Origin of the sequence: Acidovorax sp. (assembly GCF_021287135.1) — a bacterium.
In the GTDB taxonomy this organism is placed as follows: Bacteria; Pseudomonadota; Gammaproteobacteria; order Burkholderiales; family Burkholderiaceae_C; genus Acidovorax.
The window spans coordinates 163,640-182,689 of record NZ_JAJTBB010000085.1 but is presented as its reverse complement, the minus strand read 5'-3'; the positions used below and the strand labels follow the sequence as shown (position 1 = coordinate 182,689).

At 63.8% G+C, this 19,050-nt stretch carries 19 protein-coding genes; 7 read left to right on the top strand and 12 right to left on the bottom strand.

Annotation, left to right across the window (positions count from 1 at the left end; all coding sequences use genetic code 11):
• Positions 1–5 precede the first annotated feature (5 nt).
• From LWW96_RS20475 to LWW96_RS20465, 3 genes are all read right to left on the bottom strand, one after another.
• Complete coding sequence (locus LWW96_RS20475) at positions 6–1,967, bottom strand: transposase (RefSeq protein ID WP_291489709.1); 1,962 nt, start codon at positions 1,965–1,967, stop codon at positions 6–8.
• Positions 1,933–2,634: a TnsA endonuclease N-terminal domain-containing protein gene (locus tag LWW96_RS20470; protein ID WP_291489708.1), complete on the bottom strand. Its 702-nt coding sequence runs from the start codon at positions 2,632–2,634 to the stop codon at positions 1,933–1,935. Before LWW96_RS20470 ends, LWW96_RS20475 begins: the two co-directional genes overlap by 35 nt.
• A 214-nt stretch (positions 2,635–2,848) precedes the next feature.
• The gene (locus tag LWW96_RS20465) at positions 2,849–3,379 is read right to left on the bottom strand and encodes a DNA-binding protein (RefSeq protein WP_291489707.1); all 531 of its coding nucleotides are present in this window, start codon (positions 3,377–3,379) and stop codon (positions 2,849–2,851) included.
• Between LWW96_RS20465 and LWW96_RS20460 the strand changes: the two genes are divergently transcribed.
• On the top strand, positions 3,378–4,028 hold the full coding sequence (locus LWW96_RS20460; protein ID WP_291489706.1) for a hypothetical protein: 651 nt from the start codon (positions 3,378–3,380) through the stop codon (positions 4,026–4,028). The genes LWW96_RS20465 and LWW96_RS20460 overlap by 2 nt on opposite strands.
• 464 nt (positions 4,029–4,492) lie before the next feature.
• On the opposite strand, the gene LWW96_RS20455 is transcribed toward LWW96_RS20460, so the two are convergent.
• Positions 4,493–4,621 carry a hypothetical protein gene (locus LWW96_RS20455; RefSeq protein ID WP_291489705.1) on the bottom strand — a complete coding sequence of 43 codons (129 nt, stop codon included), beginning with the start codon at positions 4,619–4,621 and terminating at the stop codon, positions 4,493–4,495.
• Positions 4,622–4,648: 27 nt separating this feature from the next.
• Positions 4,649–5,185, bottom strand: a complete 537-nt coding sequence (locus tag LWW96_RS20450; protein WP_291489704.1) for a hypothetical protein — start codon at positions 5,183–5,185, stop codon at positions 4,649–4,651.
• A 111-nt stretch (positions 5,186–5,296) separates the two neighbouring features.
• Between LWW96_RS20450 and LWW96_RS20445 the strand changes: the two genes are divergently transcribed.
• The 5 genes from LWW96_RS20445 to LWW96_RS20425 all read left to right on the top strand — a co-directional run bounded on the left by LWW96_RS20445 (position 5,297) and on the right by LWW96_RS20425 (position 11,408).
• Positions 5,297–6,190 (top strand): LysR family transcriptional regulator, encoded by an 894-nt coding sequence (locus LWW96_RS20445; RefSeq protein WP_291489703.1) that lies wholly within the window; start codon positions 5,297–5,299, stop codon positions 6,188–6,190.
• Between the two features lie 816 nt (positions 6,191–7,006).
• Complete coding sequence (locus LWW96_RS20440) at positions 7,007–8,032, top strand: type IV toxin-antitoxin system AbiEi family antitoxin (protein WP_291489702.1); 1,026 nt, start codon at positions 7,007–7,009, stop codon at positions 8,030–8,032.
• 434 nt (positions 8,033–8,466) lie between these two features.
• Positions 8,467–9,408 carry an RNA polymerase sigma factor RpoH gene (rpoH, locus tag LWW96_RS20435; protein WP_291489701.1) on the top strand — a complete coding sequence of 314 codons (942 nt, stop codon included), beginning with the start codon at positions 8,467–8,469 and terminating at the stop codon, positions 9,406–9,408.
• 120 nt (positions 9,409–9,528) lie between these two features.
• Positions 9,529–10,536, top strand: a complete 1,008-nt coding sequence (locus LWW96_RS20430) for a tripartite tricarboxylate transporter substrate binding protein (protein ID WP_291489700.1) — start codon at positions 9,529–9,531, stop codon at positions 10,534–10,536.
• A gap of 158 nt (positions 10,537–10,694) precedes the next feature.
• On the top strand, positions 10,695–11,408 hold the full coding sequence (locus tag LWW96_RS20425; protein ID WP_291489699.1) for a Crp/Fnr family transcriptional regulator: 714 nt from the start codon (positions 10,695–10,697) through the stop codon (positions 11,406–11,408).
• Positions 11,409–11,422: 14 nt separating this feature from the next.
• On the opposite strand, the gene LWW96_RS20420 is transcribed toward LWW96_RS20425, so the two are convergent.
• The 6 genes from LWW96_RS20420 to LWW96_RS20395 form a co-directional block, all read right to left on the bottom strand.
• Complete coding sequence (locus LWW96_RS20420) at positions 11,423–13,222, bottom strand: EAL domain-containing protein (protein ID WP_291489698.1); 1,800 nt, start codon at positions 13,220–13,222, stop codon at positions 11,423–11,425.
• Between the two features lie 392 nt (positions 13,223–13,614).
• Positions 13,615–14,226, bottom strand: coding sequence for an SCO family protein (locus LWW96_RS20415; RefSeq protein WP_291489697.1), 612 nt, complete (start codon positions 14,224–14,226; stop codon positions 13,615–13,617).
• Between the two features lie 5 nt (positions 14,227–14,231).
• On the bottom strand, positions 14,232–15,134 hold the full coding sequence (gene cyoE / locus LWW96_RS20410) for a heme o synthase (protein WP_291489696.1): 903 nt from the start codon (positions 15,132–15,134) through the stop codon (positions 14,232–14,234).
• Positions 15,131–16,312: a COX15/CtaA family protein gene (locus LWW96_RS20405; RefSeq protein ID WP_291489695.1), complete on the bottom strand. Its 1,182-nt coding sequence runs from the start codon at positions 16,310–16,312 to the stop codon at positions 15,131–15,133. The genes cyoE and LWW96_RS20405 overlap by 4 nt, the downstream gene beginning before the upstream one ends.
• A 3-nt stretch (positions 16,313–16,315) precedes the next feature.
• Positions 16,316–17,059 carry a hypothetical protein gene (locus LWW96_RS20400; RefSeq protein WP_291489694.1) on the bottom strand — a complete coding sequence of 248 codons (744 nt, stop codon included), beginning with the start codon at positions 17,057–17,059 and terminating at the stop codon, positions 16,316–16,318.
• Positions 17,001–17,795, bottom strand: coding sequence for an SURF1 family protein (locus LWW96_RS20395; protein WP_291489693.1), 795 nt, complete (start codon positions 17,793–17,795; stop codon positions 17,001–17,003). Before LWW96_RS20395 ends, LWW96_RS20400 begins: the two co-directional genes overlap by 59 nt.
• 15 nt (positions 17,796–17,810) lie before the next feature.
• Between LWW96_RS20395 and LWW96_RS20390 the strand changes: the two genes are divergently transcribed.
• On the top strand, positions 17,811–18,035 hold the full coding sequence (locus LWW96_RS20390; RefSeq protein ID WP_291489692.1) for a twin transmembrane helix small protein: 225 nt from the start codon (positions 17,811–17,813) through the stop codon (positions 18,033–18,035).
• A gap of 77 nt (positions 18,036–18,112) precedes the next feature.
• Here LWW96_RS20390 and LWW96_RS20385 read toward each other — a convergent pair whose 3' ends face one another.
• Positions 18,113–18,994 (bottom strand): cytochrome c oxidase subunit 3, encoded by an 882-nt coding sequence (locus LWW96_RS20385; protein ID WP_291489691.1) that lies wholly within the window; start codon positions 18,992–18,994, stop codon positions 18,113–18,115.
• Positions 18,995–19,050 lie beyond the last annotated feature (56 nt).

The following is a 19,050-nucleotide window of genomic DNA, read 5'->3' as shown; positions in this document are numbered from 1 at the left end:
GCCGCCTAGGCTGAAGCGAACGAGAACGAATCAAAGCTCGGGACCTCGGCGTCCTCCAGCGTGATCTCCGCAGGGGCCACCAACTGCGCAATCGACGGCGCGGCCGGTTCGGAAGCTGTACCGGACAGAACCTTGTGACTTGTCAGGTCCTGATAGCGCCCCGCCTTCAAAGCATCTGCCCGCCCCCGGCTGCTCGTCGAGTCCAGCCAGTGGTTGTGTAGGGCAAGCCGAGATTCGAGGAGGCTTTCCTCGCGCTCCGGTGACTTCAGGTCCCGCCGACGAAACTCGCGAATCAGGCGATGTTGGTTGTAGCTGAGCCCTTGCGCATAGCTTTTCCAGCGGCACTCTGCGGTGTACCAAGCAAGGCTGTCCGGGTCCCGGACGTACAGCGTGGAAATGTCGTCGGGATCCCATTTGCACATCACCTTCAAGCCGTGGCCGTGCTTGTTGACGATGGTTTTGAAATCCACGCACCCATAGGGCAGCCCCAGCATCTGGATCCCACCCTGACTGAGCGTCAGTTCCTTACTCATGCCGGTCGCGAGCGTAAGTTGCTCAAGATCGTTAGGAAACGCGACGGGTGGAGTTCGCGCAATGCTCTCTGCGAACAGCTCAAATGGGGTTGCCATCTTGTTCCAGTTAGGCTCGTGTGCGTGAACGTCCACGCAGAACATCAGCAAGCCCTTGACCAAATCAGAGAACGTGATGGCCGCGTCTTTGTAGGGGTCGATCCTCATCACGTTGGCCACCGTCTTTGTGACTCGGCCTTTCAACAGCGTCAATGTGTTGAGCGTGGAGAAAAAGCGTTCGACATGTGGCTTGAGCCAAGGGGTCCGCACGCGACAGTATGTAATGTCGGTTCCTAGCGCCATTGCCATTGTTTTGAAGGCGAAGGAGTGGAATTCCAGCCCGTTGTCAACGACCAGTTCATCCGGCAGGCCAAACGAGAGCCACTGGTGTTTTAGGCCTGCGTGGGCAACCATGTCGTCTTTGACGCGTATCACGTTGCGCAAAACGCCCGACACTGAAGAGACGCCCGGCCCGTAAAAACTCAGATAGAAGCCGAGGATGTATCCGCTATAGGCGCAGATGGCGACCGTGAGCAAAGGTCGACCAAGGGGTAGGCCCGTCCGGTCGCAGATCACGACCCAGTTAAGAGGTGTATGGTCGATCTGGGCTTGCGCCATTGCTACCGTGGGTAGCCCGTCAGGAAATGCGGTCCGGCAGACTATCCTGGCTCTGGCAATGCCCTCGCGCGAAGCAACCCTCCAATACATGTCGACGCTTTTGACGCGACGTTGAAGGGTCGCATAGGCAACAACCGCTTCCTCGGACTGGATGAGGCGGTTCTCCTGGGCGAACTTGAGTTCACGTTTGAGGTCGTCATAGGCGTATTGGAGAGACCTACACTCTGTGGTGAAGTAAGAGCGCTTGAGGACCTTCCAGATCAACTTTTCTACTGCCTCTTGAATGCGTCTTGGGGAGTGTCGCAGACGGTGTCTGTCGACCAACGCGAGCGGGTTCATCCCACTTTTTTGGTACTTGCGTGCCCACAACATGACGGTAGTTGCAGATGGACGCTTCGAATGGTCGGCTTTGCTGGACACAACATCAATGACCCGCTGCACCTGCTTTCGTTGACCGCGACGTACTCGTTGCCTCTCAAGTGCTTTCACGAACATCAGCCGGAATTCCAGCTGGGCGCGCTCACGTACTGTGAGGGATGAAATGTCCAATACCGCTTCCGCGACGGCGGATCCGGCGCCCTCGTCACGTGGCTTCTCCCCAACAATTACGAGTAGACGTTTGCTGTGTATATCGTCTACCAGTCGCTGGCGCGTGTACTCGACGGTACGGCGGGTCAATGCATCTTCCAGGGCGTAGCACCCATCAGGCAACTCTCTCACCAACTCCAAGATTCGCTGACCCGCCCTAAGCGTTAAGCCAGTTTGCAAAGCGAATCGCATGGCTGCCCTCCTCGTTTAGGGTGATGGGCAACTGCACCAAGGCGTCGTCCTCTATGTCGAGCCTGGAAGACACCTGCAGCTTCTGATGACTGACCATGTGCAGAATGGTTGTCTTCTGCACGCCCAAGCTGGCGAGAAACTTAAAGCTCAAACCTCGGGGGGATGACTGAAGCGATTGGATGACCAGTTCCTGCTCCGAAGCTGGGTACTTTCCTTTCGCATATCTGCGGATGCGCTTGGCCCGCTCCTCAATGCCGTCCCTCCTAAGTAGAGTGTCGTGAGCGACCAGAAACTCAATTTCACGCTCTGCAAGCTGCGCCTTGGCCTGTGCGAGTTTTTCCGCGAAGCCTTCCATCTGGGACTCGGGCTTCACCTCGACGGCGACTCGCGACCCGTCCTTAAAATAGACCAAGAAGTCAGGCGTGTAACCACCCGCGGCCAGGCTCAGCTGAAACGGCTGGTGGGTGATAGTTCTCAGGAAGGGGAATGCAATCGTGAGGTACACGAAATCGCGTTCGAGTGAGCTGTCCGCCTCAATGGGTTTCGGCTGGAGGTGGGGCAGATGTATGGAGCGAACCGTGTGCCCTGGAGAGCGGGTAACGACCGTGCGCGTAACTGGAGCCGCGCCACTTTGATCGAGCGCGGCCGCTTGTTGCTTCTTTGACATGTGTACTTCTGTGGAGATTTGACGGGCCAGGTACGCAACAAAAAAGTCGCGTACGTGGCTTGACCGCACCACTGCCTCAGGAGTAAATTCGCCCCAAGGAGTCCAAACCTGAGGTGGCTGTTACTTCTGCTGCCGGCGATGCCGATCATCGAGAGGTGGTCGGTTTTTTGCTTTCTGGGTGTATGTTTTCCTTTTTAATCCGATTCGAACGAACTTAGTCTTCGGTGCTCATTGGCGCAGTAGCTTCGGACTTGATACCAAGTGCGACCGCTATTTGATGGGACTGCCCGCGCAGACACTTTCTCTTGCCCGACAACACCATTCTGGTCAGTTCGGCGCCAAACCCGTGTTCTCGCGCCCATTCGGCAACCGTGATTCCCCTCGCTGTCATTGCCGCCCTGGCTTCCACTGCGGTCAGAACCGGTTTGGTATTCATGGCTGGACAAGAGGCCCGATCCCGAACTTGGTTGTCGCTGAGCACAGCAGTTCCGGCGTCTTCCCCACCCGTTACAGGCGAGACCATTTTTTGGGTTCCAAGGCAACTTCGGGCATCACGGCATTGTTCTGTTTTGTTGCGTCCGTGGGAAGCCGTCGCGAAAATCAGGTCCCAATGAATTTCGAGTCCGGTTTTTATGGGCGTCGTTAGACCTTCGGCGCCACGCAAGCGCGGCAGACCCAGGAAGCAAGCGCTTGACCGCCTGCGTACCAGCCTCACGTTTTTCTCTTTGAAGGCGGAAAGCGGCATGTCCCACGCGAAGATGGAGCGGCAGTATTTGACCGAGTGCTTCCCAGGGAAGCTGGAGAAGATGACCCGAAAGCCGGAGGACTTTTTGAAATACGCAAACGGGCGCCGCTGTCCCCGAAGCCATCAGATTGAGCGCAGTCCCCTCCATTGGGCGTTGGCTCGATATCCGGGGATTTCTGACACCTACAACTCCTTTCTGTTTGCGTCGATGCGTTCGAGCAATGACGAGGAGGCTCTCTACCATTTGTCATCCGAGCTATACCACTCGAAGTCCTTCGTGCGCGAGGCTTTGTTCCATAGGCTTGGTGGTTTGCGAGCGACGGGGGCAGGCTTGCGTCTTTGGTTGCCAATAGGTCTCTGTCCGCGAGATGCCATCCAATTTCTGAAGCACCCGGAATTTGATGCTTTGGCTGCGCTCGTGATTGCGACCAAGACGAACGAAGGTGGTTTTGGTGAGGAGCAATGCGCTTTGCTTGTGGTTGAATGGGTTCAATCTTGGGCCATGAGAAGCACCCCCCCAAACCGGCTGCTCGACAGCTTAATACAGGCGTTGTCTGAGAATTTGCCAGTGCTTCGGGGACTCTTTTTTGGCGCAGTACCTTGGACGGGCCTCCGCGCAGACTTACATCATCCCTGTTTCGCTGAATAGTCCCGGAAGCGTGTTGCGCATGCCGGCGATGGTGACCGGTCAGTCCGGCACCATGAACCCACAGTAGGTATCCTCAGCCAGCGGCCGCAAGCGGCTGCAAAAAGCAGATGCACTTGACCACCGAGTCCACTGCAACGTGACCACACGCACCACATCTACTTCACCGACCGGACCAGGGCCCCGTGCCAATCGGAGCTACTCCGCGTAGGAATGACTCCTCCGCTGGCAAACATCGAATCCCAAAAGAGCTTCCTTGCAGAACCGAAGCGCGCTAGATCGCATGTTCGGACTGCCACCGACAGGTGGTAGGGGGCTTGGCTGTTCATTGAGTCCGGCAGACTCGCCGCCAATCCGTTCAATTGACTATGAGATTGAGCGCACTCGACTGGCCCGTATCACCACTCTGCATTGGGCCATTGCGCTGCAGGCAGGGAGGGGACTGCCATGCACCGGGTAGACCCGAGTCAAGTCAAAGTCTGAATCCGCTGCGTGACGGCCAGTCGCGAGAAACGCACTTGGTCCGCGGCCCTGAAATCGATCGCTTCGCGCTGCAGGGTCGTAGATCGCGCCCGCGAATCCTTGTTGACCACCATGCGGACAGTCCTCCTTCCCCTTCACACCTAGACAGTCCAGTTGCCATCCTTTGACACGTACCGGGTCATGCGCCGGTGGACCAGATCCTCATTCTTGAGATCGCGCTCGGTAAAGCGAAGCTCCAGCGCAGGGCCCTTGACGCAGCGCGTATCGTGAATGTCACCGGGCAGAAACAGTTTGATGTCGCCTGGCCCCAGCCGTTCTTCGTCGCGCTGCACTAGACGGACCTTGCCGTCGGCATCTTCGACGCGGGCGAAGGTTGCCATGTCGATTTCCCCGCTCACCACGCCGTAGATGCCCCAGCTGTGCCCGTGGTCGTGGGGCGGTCTGTACATGCCCTCAGGCTCGGTGTGGGCCAGCAACAGGAAGCCCTGCTCGGCATCACGGTGCAGTTCCGCGGTGTCCGCGGCCCGCGAGAGCACGGCTGCAAGCCAGGGCTCGGTCGCTGGCGTGTTCGCCAGACGTGCCAGCGCTTCCGCGCATTGGGAGGCCATCACGGAAGTCAGAGGTCCCCAGGCGGTGCGGATGTCGGAAACGAATCGGTCCAGTGCGGTATCAGTCATAGTGTTGTTCTCCTGTTTGCAATGGTTGCCGTAGCGTAGGAGCAAGCCCGTTGCCATGCGCGCAAGGACTTCGTGCATGGCGCGCCGCGCCTCGCGTGCTATGTTGCATGCATGACCAGCCCGGACCTCAATCTGTTGCTGATACTCGACTTGCTGCTCACCGAGGGAAGTGTTGCCGGTGCCGCCAGGCGGCTGCGCCTCAGTCCCTCAGCGGTGAGTCGCGCGCTGGCGCGTCTGCGGGACGCGACCGGCGACCCCTTGCTCGTGCGTGCCGGCACGCGGCTGGTCCCGACGCAGCGTGCGCAGGAGTTGCGCGAGCAGGTGGGCGGCGTCGTGGGCGCAGCCAAGGCGCTGTTGCAGCCGACCGAACAGCTGGACCTGTCCCGGCTGAACCGCGACTTCACGTTCCGCAACCGGGACGGATTCGTCGAAAGATTCGGTGTCGCCCTGGTCGAACGGATCAGGCGCGAGGCGCCCGGCGTGCGCTTGCACTTTCTGGCCAAGGTGGATCGGGACAGCTCGGCGCTGCGGGATGGCCGGGTGGACCTGGAAACCGCCGTGGTGGGAACGGACCTGGGTCCGGAGCTGGTCACCCATTCATTGTTCGAGGACCGGTGGGTGGGCGTCGTCCGCGAGGGGCATCCGCTGGGCCGCGGGGAGGTCTCCCTTGCGCAATTTGCGAACGCAGAGCATGTCCATGTCTCGCACCATGGCGGGGGCAGGGGACGAATCGATGATGCGTTGCAAGCCCACGGTATGGACAGAAGCGTTGCCGTGACCGTGGGCACGTTCTCTGAAGCGCTGGCATTGGCGCGAGGATCGGACCTGGTTGCCACGGTGCCAGATGCCTACACGCGAAGCCTGCGGCACCAGATGAGCCATTTTGCGTTGCCGCTGGACGTGCCACCGTTTCGCGTGTCCCTGGTGTGGCATCCCCGCGCGGGCGCAGACCCTGCGCACCGCTGGCTTCGCCAGCGTGTCATCGAGGAGTGCATGGCTGGATAATGACTTGCTGGCTGCTGGCTGCTGGATGATATGGGGACTTTTGACCTGAGGGCATTGCCGTTGGGATTCTGCTTGGCGCTAGTTGGTCTGCGGGTAGACGACATAGCCGAGCTGACTCAAGAATTTGCATTTCACTGCCGAAACCTACGAAAACGCACCAGACTGGGCGCGGAGGAGCAAGCTAATCATCACCTCCAGGCCATTGGGCTCAAAGAGCACATCCCAAAGTCACACCGATAAATGTGCGGCTTAGCGAAGCGCGTCCTACTCCTATTGAAGCATTGGGGATTCGAGTCGCGTTCACGCTGATGAGCATGTGCAGCACAATCTCATGAGGACCGGTGCTTAGGGGTGAGGGAGGCTCTGTTTGCCTTGCTCTCCGTTCGCATCATTGCAGCTGCGCCGAGCAAATAGGCGAAGTCACCCAGAGCCGTGCGTGGCGCACCTGCATTGGCGGCTTCCGGCCGCTTGCGGCCGTTGACGGAAGATACCTGCTGCAGTGTTCATGGCGCCGGACTGACTGGTCATCATCACCGGAATGCGCAATCCACATACTACCTAACCTGCTGCTTTGTTGAGCAGCAGGAGACCAGGAGAGATGGACGTGGCAACCCTGAGTGTCATCAGGCGCTGGGCCCTGCGAGCGCAGCTGTCCGTCCGGGGGAATCCGTGGCCGGAGCAATGGTCTTGGTGCCCACCGTCCTTGAGTCCTCTAGACGTCTTCCCTCTGTATCAAAACACCCATCTCCGGTCCGGAGCGGGCAATTCGCGCAGGCGGTGTTTGCACGCGGCCGTTGCGTGGATAGTCATTTGTTCATGAAAATACTACTGTTCACGTTCCGTGAACAACCAGGAATTATGAACAAACGTGAAGTCATAGACCGAGCGCTGCTAGCGATCTCGCCTGCGCTGAGCATGACGCTGCTGGAGCCGGACACTGGGAAGCGTGGTATCCATCGAGTGGCCGTTGATCCGCTACGCACCCGGGAGCCGCTGGTTTTGGTAGCTGATGTGCGCAAGGTCGACCGCCGCAGTGAACTGTCCTGGTTTGCAGCAAACGCCCCCCGCGGAGCCTCACTACTGGTTACACACCACATGACGCCAGCCCTTGCGGAGGAATGCCGCCAAAAGGGGATTGCGTTCATTGATACCGCCGGGAACGCCAACCTCCAGTTCCCGGGGTGCTACGTGTTTGTCTCGGGTCGGCCGAAGCCCAGCGAGCCGTTTGCGGTGAAAGCACACTCAGCGCTGCGATCTGCCAGCACGTTGCGGGTCATGTTCGCCTTCCTGACTCAGCCTGGGTTGGCTACCGCCTCCATGCGAGAAATAGCGCAAGCAAGCGGCGTGGCGGTGGGAACGACATGTGGTGCGATTGGCAGCCTGCAAGCGCTCGGCTTTCTGGCAGGCGGGTCGCGTCGGCGCAGGCTCCTGGCGGCAGAAGAAATGGCACTCACCTGGGCACAGCACTACCCTGTCGCGCTGCGCGACAAGCTTCATCCCCAGCGCTATTCATGCGTTGGCCGGGATTGGCGCAAGACGGTGCATCCGGATGGGGTACGCGAAGTGTGGGGCGGTGAGGTGGCTGCCCAAATACTCACGAACTACCTTATTCCAGAGACGGGCCGCCTCTACACCTGGGCGCCGCGCAGTACGCTCATGCAGGCGCATCGACTGCGTCCTGACCCGCGGGGGGACATTGAGATCCTTGATGCATTCTGGCCTCGCCCCGGCCCGACGGTCGAGAACACCGCGCCGCCGCTGCTCGTCTATGCCGACCTGATGGCGATGAACGATGGCCGGTGTGCTGAGGTGGCGCGGTGTCTGGAGAACAGGCTTGTCTAAGGGTAAACGGACGGGCCGCAACAGAGGCTGGGCATCCAGCAAATTTTTCATAACGGTCTATCGGCCTCGGACCACGGCAAGGCCGAGCCCGCACCACGGCATCGCTTGCCAGCCCCCGGTCTCTCAAGCGATCCCGAAAGAACCTCTTGCCCCTCCACAGCTATGGCCCGACTCCTGAAATCCGCTAAAAAGCAGGCCCGATGACGAGGCTGACTGCCGTCAGAAAGCTATTTTTCCTTTGCAAAACAATCAGTTAGGCGATTTTTTTACACTTAAAAATACAAAACTCAACGAGAAAAATACAAAACTCAAGTGAAAGCGACATTCCCCCTGTGCCCAGCAAGCTGGAAGGTGGGAAATGGAACGGAACTATCGCCTTAGCACTCCATCACAGAGAGTGCTAACATGACGGATTAGAGGAAAGGATTTCTGGAATGAACATTCAGTCTGGAACCGTGACGACCACCCTGGCGCCGGCCAACCCCTGGGCGCTGGTGCCCCCCCTGGGCAATCTGGACGCGTACATTTCCGCCGTCAACCGCCTGCCCCTGCTCACGCACGAGGAAGAGCAGACCTACGCACGCCGCCTCAAAGAGCACAACGATCTGGACGCCGCCGGCCGGCTGGTGATGTCGCACCTGCGCCTGGTGGTCTCCATCTCGCGCCAGTACCTGGGCTATGGACTGCCCCAGGGCGACCTGATCCAGGAGGGCAATGTCGGCCTGATGAAAGCCGTCAAGCGCTTCGATCCGGACCAGGGCGTGCGCCTGGTGAGCTACGCCATGCACTGGATCAAGGCAGAGATTCACGAGTACATCCTGAAGAACTGGCGCATGGTCAAAGTGGCGACCACCAAGGCCCAGCGCAAGCTGTTCTTCAATCTGCGCTCCATGAAGCAGGGTTTCAAGGCCGACGCTTCCGCCGCCGATGCCGCGACGCACCGGGACACGCTCTCCGAGCGCGAAATCGACTCGGTGGCAGCGCAGCTCAACGTGAAGCGCGAAGAAGTCATCGAGATGGAAGCCCGCATGGCCGGCGGCGACGTGCTGCTGGACCCGGCACCGTCTGACGATGGCGAACAGGCCTTTGGGCCCATCGCCTACCTGGCGGACGCGTCGCACGAGCCCACGGCCATGATCGAGTCGCGCCAACGGGATGCGCTGGCCTCGGACGGCATCGCTACGGCGCTGGAAAGCCTGGACGACCGCAGCCGCCGCATCGTGGAAGAGCGGTGGCTGAAGGTGAACGACGATGGCTCGGGCGGCATGACGCTGCACGAGCTGGCGGCCGTCTATGGGGTGAGTGCCGAGCGCATCCGCCAGATCGAGGTGGCGGCCATGAAGAAGATGAAGAAGGCGCTGGCCGAATACGCCTGAAGCCGCGGTTGGCTTAATATCCTGCATGTCGCAGACACAGCCCTACGGGGCCCCGCTTCCGGGGCCCCGTTTCGTTTGTCCCGGATTGTTTGTTTCGACCGCTTTTTGGAGACCGCTTCCATGTCACGCCCTGTTTCCCGCCGCGCCTCGCTGCTGATGGCCCTGGTGACCGCCTCTGCAACGCCTTGGGCCCTGGCCCAGACCAGCCCCGCCGTACCCGGCTGGCCGAGCAAGCCGCTCAAGATCATCGTGGGGTTTCCGGCAGGCTCCTCCCCGGACCTGACCGCCCGCGCGTTTTCCGAGCCGCTGGCGAAGGCCCTCGGACAGCCGGTCATCGTGGAGAACAAGGTCGGTGCGGGCGGCAACATCGGGGCGGACGCCGTGGCCAAGGCCCGCGACGACCACACCATCGGGCTGATGATCAACGGCAACATGACCATCGCCAAGATGATCAATCCGGCCGTGCCGTACGACCCGCTCAAGGACCTCGCTCCGCTGAGCCTGATCGGCACCTCCCCGCTGGTACTGACAGCCCCCGTCAGCCAGCCGGGCGTGCCGGCAACGGCGGATACACGCGCGTTCTTTGTGGCCGCCCGCAATGCCGGTGACAAGTGGAGCTATGGCACGCCGGGGGTCGGCACGGTGGGCCACATTGGCACCGAACTGCTCAAGGCGCGCAGCAACATCAACCCGGTGCATGTGCCCTACCCTGGCTACCCGCAGGTGGCCACCGCCATGCTGGGCGGGCAGCTACAGATGGCCCTGCTGCCGCCCGCGCTGGCCCAGGCGCAGGTGCGCTCCGGCAAGCTCCGTGCGCTGGGGGTGACGTCGGCCGGGCGCAGCCCGCTCGCCCCTGAAATCCCCAGCCTTGCCGAGGCGGGGATTCGCGGCTTCAGCCTGGAAATCTGGAATGCCTTTGCCGCGCCGGCCACCATGCCCAAGCCCATCCAGGCCAGGCTGGCGGCCGTGATCGGCGAGATCGCCCGCACCCCGGAAATGCGCACCAAGCTCTTCCAGCAAGGGTGGCAGGTGGCGGGCACTTCGCCCGAGGGCCTGGCCAACCGCATCAAGACCGACACGGCCCTGCTGGGCGGCGTGATTGCCATGCGGGGCATCAAGGCCGAGTAACGGCCCTCGGGGGCACTCGGCGTTGCATACATTTTGTTGCAATTTGCCGACAACCACGGTAAGGTCCGCTCAGCCGCCCGGCTGCGCTGCCTGCGCAGACACCGGCCGGCACCGTCGCCCGCCTTTTTGCCTTGTTGTTGTCTGCACGCCACCGCCCCATGCCCCCCATTTCCACGGCTTTTGACGGCGGTTGCGCCCACTGTGCGGGGCAGCAGCTGTGCATGCTGGGGCGGCTGGACGAGGCGCAGCGGCGCCGGTGGGCAGGGTTGGTGACCGAGCGCTCCGTGCGCAAGGGCGAACTGCTGCTGCAGCAAGGGCACACCGCCTCGCGTGTGTTCAAGATCGTCAAGACCGGCACGGTGGTGCTGCTGCGCAGCGGCGAAGACGGCGTGGAGCGCCCGGTGGGGCTGTCCGGCCCCGGCCAGCCCCTGGGCACCACGGCATTGCTGGACCACCCGGCCCCCTTGTCATGCCGTGCCCTGACGGCCGGCCGCATCTGCGAGGTGCCGATTGCCTGCGCAACGCGCCACGGCCTGCTGGCAGACCCGGGCTTCCTGCGCGGGCTGGCGCAGTGCTACGCCCAGACCAACGCTCGAATCGCGGACTGGGCCCGCATCGTCCGGATCAAGGGCGTGCAGGGCCAGCTCGCAGCCACGCTGCTGGAACTGGCCCAGTTGCAGCGCAGCACCCTGGTGCGCCTGCCCAGCCACCAGTTGCTGGCCGACCTGCTCTCCACCTCGCGCGAGACGATTGCGCGCACGCTGGGCCTGCTCCATGCCCGCGGGGGCGTGGTGCGCCGCGACCGCTGGCACTGCGAAGTCCAGCGCGATGCCCTGATGGGCTGGGTGGCGGCCTCCGCGCCGCTGCCTTAACAGCCTGTCCGAAGCTACTCCGGCCGAAGCGACACCTCGTCCGAAGGGGCTTCCCGCTGCGCCCGCAGGAGCTGGGCGATGTGGGCTGCCGGCACGGCGCGGGAAAACAGCCAGCCCTGGTAAGCATCGCAGCCGTACTGGGCCAGTATGCCCAGCTGCTCGGCGGTCTCGACGCCCTCGGCCACCACGTGCAATTTGAGCGTCTGGGCCAGCACGATGATGGCCTGCACGAACGCTGCATCTTCCGGGCTCTGCAGCAGCGGATGGACAAATTCCCGGTCGATCTTGATGCGGGACACGGGCAGCTGCTTCAGGTAGGCCAGCGACGAGTGGCCGGTGCCGAAGTCATCCAGAGCGATGCACACCCCGAGCGCCTGCAGCCGGCACAGCACGTCGCGCGCCTGCACCGGGTCGGCCATGGCCTGGGTTTCTGTCACCTCGACCTCCAGCAGCCCCGGGGGCGCGCCATGCCGCGCCAGGCTGCGCTCGATCTGTTCCACCAGGTCCGCCTGGCGCAGCTGCTGCACCGACAGGTTGATCGCGACCCGCAAGGGCGTTCCGGCGTCGACCCACGCGGCGATCTGCTGGCACGCCGCGTCCAGCACCCAGGCTCCCAGCGCCAGGATGAGCCCCGTGGCCTCCGCCACCGGGATGAACCGATCGGGCGGTACTTCGCCCAGCTGGGGGTCGTGCCACCGCAGCAGGGCCTCCACGGCCTGGATTTCCCCCGTGGCCACGTCCACCTGGGGCTGGTAGTGCAGCTTCAGCCCGTCATAGCCCAAGGCCAGCTTCAGGCGCTCATGCAATTGCAGCTTTTCGGCCATCCGCAGGCCCAGGCGCGGCTCGTAAAAAGCGTATTGCGCGCGTCCGGTTTCCTTGGCGTGGTACATCGCCATGTCGGCATAGCGCAAAAGCGTTGCCGCGTCCTGCGCGTCACGGGGGCACATGGCAATACCCAGGCTGGCCCCCGAATCGAGTTCAAAGCCGTGCATCTGGTAGGGCTGGCACAAGGCCTGGAGCAGCCGGCCAGCAGCCGCCTCCACCTCCTGCGCGTGCGCAACCTGGGGCAGCAGCACCGTGAACTCGTCGCCCCCGAGCCGGGCCAGCGTGTCGCCCGGCCGCAGGGCGCCCTTGAGCCTGCGGGCCACCTCCAGCAGCACGCGGTCGCCCGCAGCGTGCCCGTAGCCGTCGTTGACGGCCTTGAAGTCGTCCAGGTCCAGCAGGAGCAGCGCAAATGGCTGGCCGCTGCCTGTGGATTCGGCAATGGCATGCTCCAGCTGCTGACCAAACTGCCACCGGTTGACCAGCCCGGTCAGGGTGTCGTGGGTGGCCTGGAAGTGCATTTGCGCCTCCAGCCGGCGCACCGCCGAGATGTCGCGCACGAAGGCCACCGCGGTCCCGCCCTGCGCTTCCGTGTAGCCCAGCGCAATGTCCACCGGCGTCAGCCGGCCGTCCTTGCGCGCGATCCACAGGTTGCGCCCCATCCCCATGGGGCGGCGCGAGGGGGCGTTGAAGTAGCTTTGGAAATGCTGCACATGGGCCTCGCGCAAGGGCGAGGGCAACAGCAGGCCCAGAGGACTGCCGCACAGCTCGTCCGCCGAATAGCCCGAGATCTCCTCCATGGCGGTGTTGGCCGTGACAATGCAGCCCTGGCGGTCCACCAGCAGGATCCCGTCGGGCGCTGCGCTCATCGCCGCCAGCACCAGGGCCGCATCGCCCTCGGAGGAGAACGGCCAGGCTTGCGCGGCGCCAGCGCGTCTCGCGCCGGGTTCAAGCTCTGCGGGAACGGCCGTGTTGGCCTCGTCCGCGTTCATGCAGCGGCCTCTCGCAAGGGGACCCCATGGGGGGCGCCGTAGCGGCTTGCAGACAGGCTGCGAGGTTCGCAAACAACGGGGTTCGACTTTCTCGCCCGCCATCCTTGGGGACGGGGCGCATCGATCAACAAACGCATCGGTGCCAGATTCCTACAGGAGAGAGTGAACGCAGATGAAACCGGCGAGCCGGCCCGGAGCCGGTGCCCGGCTTGGCGGGGGCAGCTTCTGCCACTCTAGAGAATCGGGCTTGCGTTGGCACCCCGGCGGCCCCGGGTTAACTCCGCAACTTGATGCGAATGTGACGTGCGTCACTTTGCCGCGGCCGCGGTGCAGCAAATCCACGACACTTGCAACCCCTCGGCCCACCGGCATGCGGGCGGCCCGGGCGGGGGTCAGCCCGCTTCGGCCAGCAGCGTCTTGACGTCCGAAGCCAGCGCCTGGGCGCCGCTGCCGTAGCGGTTGTACACCCGCAGGCGCCCGGCCGTGTCATACACGTAGCTGCCGGCAGAGTGGTCCATGGTGTAGCTGGTGGGCGTCTTGCCGTCGACCTTCTTGTAGTAGATCTTGAAGTCCTTGGCCACGGCAGCCAGTTGCTCAGGCGTGCCATGCAGGGCCAGGAAGGTCGGGTCGAAATTGGCCATGTAGGCCTTGAGCATCTCCGGCGTGTCACGCTCCGGATCCACGGTCACGAAGATGCCCTGCAGCCGGTCACCATCCTTGCCCAGCAGCTGCTTCACCTCGACAAGCTCCTGCAGTGAGGTGGGGCACACGTCCGGGCACTGCGTGTATCCAAAGAACACCACCACCACCTTGCCCGCAAAATCCTTGATATGGCGCGGCTGCCCGTTGTGGTCGGTCAGCGGCAGGTCGCGGGCGTAGTCCGCGCCGGTGATGTCCACGCCGCGGAACTCGGCCTTTTTCTCCGAGCAAGCCGCCAAAATGCCTGCAGCGCTTATAGAATAAGCGCTAGCAGCTATCAATTTAAGAGCATTTCGTCTTTGCATGGCGGTTACATCACATAGTGGTCCACCAGCAGGGCCGCAAACAGCGCGCTCAGGTGGATGAGGGAAAAGCGGAAAGTCTTGCGCGCCAGGGCGTCGGAGTAGTTGCGCCACAGCGCAAAGCCGTAGGCGCAAAAACCCACGCTGAGCACGACCGCAGCCACCAGGTAGAGCCAGGAGCTCATGCCGTAGACAAAGGGCATCAGGCACCCGGCAAACAGGATCAGGGTGTAGAGGAACACCTGCAGCCGGGTGAATTCGTTGCCATGGGTCACCGGCAGCATGGGCAGGCCGGACTTGCGGTAGTCCTCCACGCGGTACAGGGCCAGCGCCCAGAAGTGCGGGGGCGTCCACAGGAAGATGATCAAAAACAGGATCAGGGCCTCGGGCCCCACGTCATTGGTCATCGCAGCCCAGCCCAGCACCGGCGGCATGGCCCCCGAGGCGCCGCCGATCACGATGTTCTGCGGCGTGAGCGGCTTGAGGATCACGGTGTAGACGACGGCATAGCCCACGAACGTGGCGAAGGTGAGCCACATGGTCAGCGGGTTCACCCAGAAATACAGCAGCGCCGACCCCAGCGCGCACAGCACCGCAGAGAACAGCAGCGTCTGCGCATTGGACAGCTGGCCCTTGGCCGTCGGGCGCCACGCGGTGCGCTTCATCTTGGCGTCAATGCCCTGCTCCACGATGCAGTTGAACGCCGCCGCGGCGCCCGCGACCAGCCACACGCCGGCGCACGCCAGCGCCATCAGCCCCCACTGCGCGGCCGAGGGCATGCCCGGCACGGCCAGCACCATGCCGATGAGGGCACAGAACACGATGAGCTGGACCACGCGCGGCTTGGTCAGCGCGTAGAACTGGGACAGGCGTGACGGCGCGGGCACGACGCCAGGGGTTGCAGCACTCATGCGGACACTCTCGGCGCGCCCGAAGGCGCAGAAAACTCTTGGCGCGCGCTCGCCGCGCGGCTGGACACCCAGGCCCAGGTCAACACCATCACCAGCGCGGCAGCGCCGCCCGTGTGCAGCACGGCGGCCACCAGGGGCCAGTCGAGCACGACGTTGGACAACCCGGTGAGCAACTGCAGCAGACCCAGCCCGGCCAGCCAGCGGGCCGGGCCCGGCAGTGCGCCCGCCTGGCGCAAGCGCCACCACAGAGCCCCCAACGCAGCGAGCGCCGCATAGGCCATCAGCCGGTGGGCATAGTGGATCGCCGTGAGCCCGGCAAAACTGATGTGGCTACCGTCCTGCAGCAACCCCAGGGGACGCCACAGCTCAAAGCCCTGGCTGAAATCCATGGCAGGCCACCAGCTGCCCTGGCAGGCCGGGAAGGTGGTGCAGGCCAGCACCGCATAGTTGGTGCTGACCCAGCCGCCCAGCGCCACCTGCAGCCCCACGAGCCCGATGGTCGCCGCCAGGCCCCACCGCAGCCCGGGCGCCAGGCGCTCGGGTGCACGGCCCTGGGCGGCATGGGTGTGGCGCACGGCTTGCACGCACAACAGCACCAGCAACACCAGGCCGCCCAGCAGGTGCAGCGTGACGATGGCAGGGAACAGCTTCATCGTCACCGTCAGCGCGCCAAACGCGCCCTGGAGGCACACCCAGACCAGCGTCAAGGTGGGCCACCAGGGGCTGAGCGGCGGCGCCTCGCTCCCGGGGCGCCGCCGGGCCCGGCGCTGCTGCATCCACGTCGCCACCGTGAGCACGATGATCAGCACCCCGACGCTGGTGGCCAGGTACCGGTGGATCATCTCGACCCACGCCTTGCCGTGGGTGACCGGGCCCGTGGGCATCGCGTGCTGGGCGGCGGCGATTTCGGTGCGCGCGCCGACCGGGCTGGCATTGCCATAGCAACCCGGCCAGTCCGGGCAGCCCAGGCCCGAATCCGTCAGCCGCGTGAAGGCGCCGAACAGGACCAGGTCAAAGGTGAGGAACAGCGTCAGCACCGTCAGCGCCTGCAGCCGGCGCATGGGCGAGCCGCCCCGGTTGCGCCAGCCCACCCAGGCGAGGGGGCCCAAAGCAATCAGCACGCCCAGCAGCATGAGGCGCGCGGCGGGAGCCAGGTCGTAAAGCAGCGGTGCGTCCATGGTTCAGGGCTTCTGCGGGCGTCCGGGCTCATCCCAGGACGCGGAGGCGCGCAACAAGCGTTCCAGATCGCGCTTGGCCTTGGCCGCACCGGCCGTGTCCATCGCCGCGGGAAAGCGCATCATCCAGTTGCCCATCGGGTCCACCACGTACAGGTGGTCCGCGAGCTGGTGGCCCAGAGCCGGCGCCAGCCACCGGGCCAGTGCGGTGCCATCCACCCGCAGCACGGTCGCCTTTTGCAGCGCCGGCGCCAGTCCTGCGGGCAGGGGCGCATCGTCGGTCACCAGCCACACCCAGTCCACCCGGTCCTTGTCCTTGCCCAGGCTTTCCCGCAGCTGGCGTTGCAGGTACAAATGCTTCTGGCAGGCCGCGTCACAGGCGCCGCCCGCGGCGCTGACAAGCAGCCACTGCCCCTTCAGCTGGGCGAGCGGGACCGCGGAGCCATCCGGGGCCGCGGCCACCAGATCGGGCACGGTGCGCTGCGGCTCGATGAGCTCGCCGTAGTTGTGCCGCGCCTGGGGCCGGATCACGTAGTACGTGAGATACGAAGCAATCACCGGCGCCGCACAGATGAGCAGCACGGCCAGCATCTTCCAGCGGCCGTAGCGCGTGCGCTGCACCCGGTCCACGGCCCCAGCGGCCTCGGGCAGCGTGTGCACCGTGAGGCCCAGGGGATGGTCCCCGGCCACCTCAGGCGGCAGGCTGGCGGCGCGGGCGAATGAACCGTCGGACGATTTGGAACCAGACATAAAGAAGAGCCATCAGGCCGCAGAGCCCGAACCATTGAAATGCGTAACCGTAGTGTTTTTCGACGCCCGTGCCGACCACAGGCCAATCGCGCAGCAAGCCGTCGCTGGCCGTCCCGGTTTGCAGCACGGTGAAGGGGGCCAGGGCCAGACCGGTTTCGGTGCGAAACGCCGCCAGGTCGAGATTCTGCCGGATGCGTGAAAAACCCTGGCCGCCCTTCCGGTCCTGAAATTCGTACAGGCGCGACGGCGCCGCAGCCACCCGGCCTTCGATCCGCACCCGCTCCGTGGGGGTCGGCACGGCCGGCAGTTGCTGTCGGTCCTGGAAGTTGCGTGCCACCCAGCCCCGCTGCACCAGCACCACGCCGGCCTCCGCGCCACCTTCACCTCGCGCTAGGCGCATGGGCGTCAGCACGAAAAAGCCCGGGCGGCCTTGCATCTGCCGGTTGTCCAGGTACACGGTGTGCTCGGGCACCCAGTGCCCCTCCAGCACCACAGCGCGGTGCAATACGGCGGCCGGGTCGGCGCCAGCATCGGCGCTGGCGCGCGGGGCCAGCAGGCTCGCCGCATCGATGGCCGGCAGGCGCGCACGCTCGTCCAGCAGGTGCTGCAGCGCCTCCTTTTCCGCAGCGCGCGACAACTGCCAGCGCCCCAGCGACGCAGTCACCCCCATACCCACAACCGCAGCGAGGGTGATCAGCCAGAAGCGCAGGCCCGCAGGACGGCGATCGAGGGTCACGGGATAATGAACTCCATGAAATACCTAGTAGTGCTGGCGTTTGCCGCCATTGTGGCCAGCCTGGCGTCGGCCCTGTTCTTCATGATGCGCAACGGGCGCGACGACAAGTCCACAGGCAATCGCATGGCCAAGGCCCTGGCGGTGCGCGTAGGCCTGTCCATCGCGTTGTTTCTGTGCATTTTGATCGCCTGGAAACTGGGCTATATCCAGCCCACCGGGCTGCCAGCCGCTGCCCGCTGAGCCGTAGCCGCCGCAGGCCCAACAAAAAAGCGCCTTGCGGCGCTTTTTTTGTCTCAGGCAGCGTGGCCTTGTCCGGGTTACATCCAGTACACCAGGACGTACAGGCCCAGCCACACCACGTCCACGAAGTGCCAGTACCAGGCGGCTCCCTCGAAGCCGAAGTGCTTGTCTGCCGTGAAGTGGCCCTTTTGCAGGCGCAAGGTGATGACCAGCAGCATCAGCATGCCCAGGAACACGTGGAAGCCGTGGAAACCGGTGAGCATGAAGAAGGTGGACCCAAACACGCCCGAGCTGAGCTTGAGGTTCAGTTCGGTGTAGAGGTGGAAATACTCATACCCCTGCACCAGCAGGAAGACAAAGCCCAGCAGAACGGTCGCCCACATGAAAGCAATGGTCTTGCCGCGCTGGTTGACGCGCAAGGCGTGGTGGGCGATGGTCAGCGTCACGCCCGAGGTGAGCAGCAGCGCCGTGTTGATGGTGGGCAGCCAGAAGGGGCCCACGGTCTGGAACGGCTCGACAATGCCCGCGGGCGAGGCCGTTGCGCCGGCCGCCAGGCTGGGCCATACGGCCTTGAAGTTGGGCCAGAGCAGCGCGTTGTCCAGGCTGCCCAGCGCAGGCACGGAATGCGAGCGCGCCCACCACAGCGCGGTGAAGAAAGCCCCGAAGAACATCACCTCGGAGAAGATGAACCAGCTCATGCTCCAGCGGTAGGACAGGTCGATCTTGTGGCCGTACAGGCCGCCCTCGCTCTCGCGCACGGCATCGCCAAACCATTGGTACAGCGTGAACAGCCACCACACCAGCCCCAGCGCCAGCGAGTACTTGCCCCAATCGTGGCCGTTGATCCATTGGCCCGCGCCCAGGATGACGAAGAACAGGCCGGCGGCGGCCATCACCGGATGGCGGGACTCCGCGGGCACATAGTAGTAAGGGGTTGCGCCGTGGGTTGATGCACTCATTTCAGCTCCTGACTCTCAAAATCTCTGTTGACGGGCGGGGGTCGGCAAGGGCTCCA

Excerpts from the sequence above, each read along its gene's own strand:
- LWW96_RS20475 (WP_291489709.1), bottom strand. The coding sequence starts at position 1,967 with ATGCGATTCGCTTTGCAAACTGGCTTAACGCTTAGGGCGGGTCAGCGA.
- LWW96_RS20450 (WP_291489704.1), bottom strand. The coding sequence starts at position 5,185 with ATGACTGATACCGCACTGGACCGATTCGTTTCCGACATCCGCACCGCC.
- LWW96_RS20425 (WP_291489699.1), top strand. The coding sequence starts at position 10,695 with ATGCCCCCCATTTCCACGGCTTTTGACGGCGGTTGCGCCCACTGTGCG.
- rpoH (WP_291489701.1), top strand. The coding sequence starts at position 8,467 with ATGAACATTCAGTCTGGAACCGTGACGACCACCCTGGCGCCGGCCAAC.
- LWW96_RS20440 (WP_291489702.1), top strand. The coding sequence starts at position 7,007 with ATGAAAATACTACTGTTCACGTTCCGTGAACAACCAGGAATTATGAAC.
- LWW96_RS20460 (WP_291489706.1), top strand. The coding sequence starts at position 3,378 with ATGTCCCACGCGAAGATGGAGCGGCAGTATTTGACCGAGTGCTTCCCA.
- LWW96_RS20465 (WP_291489707.1), bottom strand. The coding sequence starts at position 3,379 with ATGCCGCTTTCCGCCTTCAAAGAGAAAAACGTGAGGCTGGTACGCAGG.
- cyoE (WP_291489696.1), bottom strand. The coding sequence starts at position 15,134 with ATGAGTGCTGCAACCCCTGGCGTCGTGCCCGCGCCGTCACGCCTGTCC.
- LWW96_RS20390 (WP_291489692.1), top strand. The coding sequence starts at position 17,811 with ATGAAATACCTAGTAGTGCTGGCGTTTGCCGCCATTGTGGCCAGCCTG.
- LWW96_RS20405 (WP_291489695.1), bottom strand. The coding sequence starts at position 16,312 with ATGGACGCACCGCTGCTTTACGACCTGGCTCCCGCCGCGCGCCTCATG.
- LWW96_RS20400 (WP_291489694.1), bottom strand. The coding sequence starts at position 17,059 with ATGTCTGGTTCCAAATCGTCCGACGGTTCATTCGCCCGCGCCGCCAGC.
- LWW96_RS20430 (WP_291489700.1), top strand. The coding sequence starts at position 9,529 with ATGTCACGCCCTGTTTCCCGCCGCGCCTCGCTGCTGATGGCCCTGGTG.
- LWW96_RS20445 (WP_291489703.1), top strand. The coding sequence starts at position 5,297 with ATGACCAGCCCGGACCTCAATCTGTTGCTGATACTCGACTTGCTGCTC.
- LWW96_RS20385 (WP_291489691.1), bottom strand. The coding sequence starts at position 18,994 with ATGAGTGCATCAACCCACGGCGCAACCCCTTACTACTATGTGCCCGCG.
- LWW96_RS20455 (WP_291489705.1), bottom strand. The coding sequence starts at position 4,621 with ATGGTGGTCAACAAGGATTCGCGGGCGCGATCTACGACCCTGCAGCGC.
- LWW96_RS20420 (WP_291489698.1), bottom strand. The coding sequence starts at position 13,222 with ATGAACGCGGACGAGGCCAACACGGCCGTTCCCGCAGAGCTTGAACCC.
- LWW96_RS20470 (WP_291489708.1), bottom strand. The coding sequence starts at position 2,634 with ATGTCAAAGAAGCAACAAGCGGCCGCGCTCGATCAAAGTGGCGCGGCT.
- LWW96_RS20415 (WP_291489697.1), bottom strand. The coding sequence starts at position 14,226 with ATGCAAAGACGAAATGCTCTTAAATTGATAGCTGCTAGCGCTTATTCT.